Origin of the sequence: Photorhabdus heterorhabditis, from assembly GCF_001280945.1 — a bacterium.
In the GTDB taxonomy this organism is placed as follows: domain Bacteria; phylum Pseudomonadota; class Gammaproteobacteria; order Enterobacterales; family Enterobacteriaceae; genus Photorhabdus; species Photorhabdus heterorhabditis.
This window is the reverse complement of record NZ_LJCS01000124.1, coordinates 1-3,886: the sequence shown is the minus strand read 5'-3', so window position 1 is coordinate 3,886 and position 3,886 is coordinate 1. Positions and strand designations below refer to the sequence as shown.

Annotated in this window: 4 protein-coding genes; all 4 read left to right on the top strand. The window is 42.7% G+C overall.

The features are described from left to right. A partial coding sequence (locus tag AM629_RS20655; RefSeq protein ID WP_054481646.1) for a lipase family protein occupies positions 1–1,512 on the top strand: 1,512 nt, incomplete at its 5' end. Between the two features lie 2 nt (positions 1,513–1,514). Next, positions 1,515–2,273 (top strand): hypothetical protein, encoded by a 759-nt coding sequence (locus AM629_RS20650; protein ID WP_054481644.1) that lies wholly within the window; start codon positions 1,515–1,517, stop codon positions 2,271–2,273. Positions 2,274–2,335: 62 nt separating this feature from the next. Beyond that, positions 2,336–3,070 (top strand): hypothetical protein, encoded by a 735-nt coding sequence (locus tag AM629_RS20645; RefSeq protein ID WP_054481642.1) that lies wholly within the window; start codon positions 2,336–2,338, stop codon positions 3,068–3,070. A gap of 263 nt (positions 3,071–3,333) precedes the next feature. After that, on the top strand, positions 3,334–3,886 hold a 553-nt coding region (locus AM629_RS20640), incomplete at its 3' end, for a contractile injection system protein, VgrG/Pvc8 family (protein WP_268794989.1).

The following is a 3,886-nucleotide window of genomic DNA, read 5'->3' as shown; positions in this document are numbered from 1 at the left end:
TGGAACGATCCTAAAAAAATTCCACCTCCCTATCATTTCCCGGACTTGGAGCCAAAAGGCTATCAGGTTCATCCGTTAAATCAGCGGTATGTATTGGAAGTGTGTCCATTCCGGGCCTGGGTTTTGCTGTTGCATCATCAGAAAGAGTATTCGATTGTGAATGCCTATAATCAGTGTTTGATGAGCGTATTGGCTTATGCGGGCGGGGATATCAACGTAGAAGGCTCAGTGCCGCACTTTTTTAACCGGCAGATGGTGGATGTCTCGAAGCTGCCTAATAAGGTAGAGACATTGTCGGCAACCCCGATTGTTTATGATGTGCCGTTTAGTGAACGTTATACCCGGGTGGAGTTTATTAATTCAAAAGCCGGAGATAATAAGCAAGGTAATACCCAGCTGTTTTATGCGGCCAGCCAGCGTGATGTAATTGTCAGTTGGCGGGGTACAACTAACATGACGGATGCTGTCACGGATGCAGCATACCAGCCTTTGGGGTTAGATTGTGATGAAAAAGCCCTGTGTAGCGGGTTTATTCACAGTGGTAAAGTGCATAAAGGGTTTTGGGAAGCATTTGGTCTGGTTGAAAAGCTAACAATCCCTAGTGATAAAATTACAATTACAACAGTATTCCGCGATATTATCAGTTTGGTTAAAAACAAACGGTTATTTGTTTGTGGTCACAGCTTGGGAGGAGCATTGGCATTGCTGCACAGTGCACAGCTGAAAGAATATAATCCCTGCCTCTACAGCTATGGGATGCCGCGAACCTTAACGCGCAGTGCAGTACAGGAACTGGCTGCTATTACCCACTATCGCCATGTCAATGAAGATGATCCGGTCCCTGCCGTACCGCCAGAAAAAAACTTAGATAACTGGCTTTATGGTTGTTGGGGACCGTTAGGCTATTTGTTTAGTCCCATTGAATTGCTGGATTTTACCGACAGCGGTGAAGTTTATCTGCATCATGGAAAAATAGTACATTTTTGTAAAATCAATCTGGTTATTGAGTGGCTGGAAGAACGTAACCCAAGTAATCATGTACGGCTCAGAACTACTTTACCGACCAAAACAAAATTGTATTTAATTCCGTCACTCAACCCTGAAACAGAAAATAATCTGAAAGAGGCTGGGAATATTCAGAAAAGATTTTTTCAACAAATCAGTGAGGCAGATAAAGCTAAATGGTTTCCGCTGAATGAAAACCCGACTTTAAAAGATGCACTGGGTTTTCCTGATCACAGTTCGCTGAAATATGCCCGTTACATTGGTGCACGATTAGCAGAATTGGTTGCACCGGAGAAATATCACTTTTTCTTGGATCAAGAGCAATTATTTGAAAAAGCGCTGAATGAAAGGAGCGATATTGTAGCAGATATTCGACAACGCGATACCTTGTTTTTACAGATGGACCATCAGTTAAAGCAGGCACTGATTTGCACTCAACAGGATAAACAGGGCATGTTAGCTTTAACACGCTATACAGATCATGCTGTCGGGATCGAGGAAAATTAACCGTGATAAATACAAAAAAATACTTACCGATATTATTAGTCATATTCATATCGGGCTGTGCTGACCCGAATGAACCGCTTTCGCCCCCAAAAGATAATCAATGGATTACCGTAGAAGGGGTGGCACCGAAATACACACAGCCGCATGTATCGGCAGAGTATATTTCAAAAGATTGCCTTGAATATCAGCTGCATGCTGATATGTCGCCTTATAAGGTGCCGACTTATAATGGATTGCGTTTGAATGTGAAAGCTGATCCGCAAACCGGTTACTTTAAGACGAAATTACCTTTCAATGGTGGAGGTCGGTGCAAATGGAAAATCAATCGAGCTTTTGTGTCAGTGAGTTATACCGATGTTAGCCACCTGGTGAAAGATGCGGTTCTATACGACGGAGGAGGAGGAACAGGTTTAACCGCATTTATCAACAATGCGGTCCAAACAAGCCTTAGCGAAACAGCGGCACTGAATACCATAGATTTTAGCCCGGTTATTTACCCTGTTTTGGAATTAGTTGAAGGATTGCCGAAAAGCGTATTTTTACAGGGTGAAGTAGGCGTGCGTTTCTTTCGATTGAAATTAACCCCAGGAGCCGAATGGAAAATCACCTATAAGCCTAAATTGGATGAAACCAAAATGCCGAAAGTCACTATCACTAATGGAAAAGGAGAATGGGTTGAGTATCCCAATGGGCGAATTGATCTGAATCGGCAATCAATAGATTACTGGAAAATAACGGCACCAAAACCTCCAGCAAAATAAGCGGGGAAATATAACCTTGACACTCATACGGATAGCGCTGTAGATATTGAGGAAAGCCGACTATGGTAAATACAAAAAAATACTTCCCGGTATTATTAGTCATATTCATATCGGGCTGTGCTGACCCGGATGCACCACTTTCACCGCCGAAAGATAATCAATGGATTACCGTAGAAGGGGTGGCACCGAAATATACAAAACCCTATGTGTCCGCTGTGTATATATCAAAAGACTGTCTTAAATCTCAGTGGCATGCGGATATGTCGTCTTATAAGGTGCCGACTCATCACGGATTGCGTCTGGATGTGAAGGCTGATCCGCAAACCGGTTACTTTAAAACGAAATTACCTTTCAATGGCGGGGGTAGGTGCAAATGGAAAATTGACCGGGCCTTTGTGAACGTGGGTTATACCGATGTCAGTCATCTGATGAAAGATGTTGTGATATATGAAGGAGGGGGAGGAACGGGGTTAACCGCGTTTATCAACGATGCAGTTCAAACAAATCTTAGCGAAACGGCGGCATTGAATACCATTAATTACAGCCCCACTATTTACCCTGTATTGAAGATGGTTGAAAAGCTCCCGAAAAGAATATTCTTGCAGGGTGAATTAAGAGTGCGCCCCTTTCGGTTAACGTTAGTTCCGGGTTCTGAATGGAAAATTACCTTTAAACCTAAACTGGATGAAACCAAAATGCCAAAGATCACCGTGACTAGAGAAAAGGAATGGGTTGAATATCCCAATGGGCATATTGAAACCAAAACTCAAATGGTCGATACCCGTTACATAAAGTAGTGTCACCAAAATAGTGTCCTGTTTATTCACATCAAACAGAATAAACAGGGCAATCTAGCTTTAACACGTTATACCGATGACGTTATGAGGATTGAAGAGCGCGGATCATGATAAATATAAGAAAATACTTACCGGTATTGAAAGATGGCCGGGTGGATATTAACAGAGATTCTATTGACTATTGGAAAATAAAATAATGCTGAAAAGGTCTTATCACTGATTTGTTTAAATATAAATATCAACCTTATAAATAAGGAAATGTAATGAATGCATCCCACACTTTATTAAACGCGGAGCTGAATGATGGATTACACTTTCTCTGCCAGGTTACCGATTTGCCGGAGAAAACGTTTGCGGTCGCTGAATTTTCTTTACAGGAGGAATTGTCCCAGCTGTTTACGCTGTCTTTAACTCTGGTCAGCCAACGGGCCGATATTGATTTAGAATCACTGTTATTACAGTCGGTGAAATTTCGGGTGGTTTTTAATGGCGTTGAACAACGTCAGGTCAGTGGTGTTATCGCCCAGGCGGTATTAAGAGAGACTGATGCTCATCGTACCCTTTATTCCCTCACTGTCCGGCCCGCTCTCTGGCGAATGACCCTGAATCAGGACAGCCGGATTTATCATCGGCAAAGTGTGCCAGCCATTCTCAACAGCTTGCTGAAAAAACACCACGTGCTGGCTGACTCCCAACTGAATGAGTTTCATTATATTCGCGAGTATGTGACGCAGAAACGGGAGTCCGATTATGACTTTTTTGCCCGGTTAGTCGCTGAAGAAGGGCTGAATTTCTGGTTTGAAGATGACAAACTGT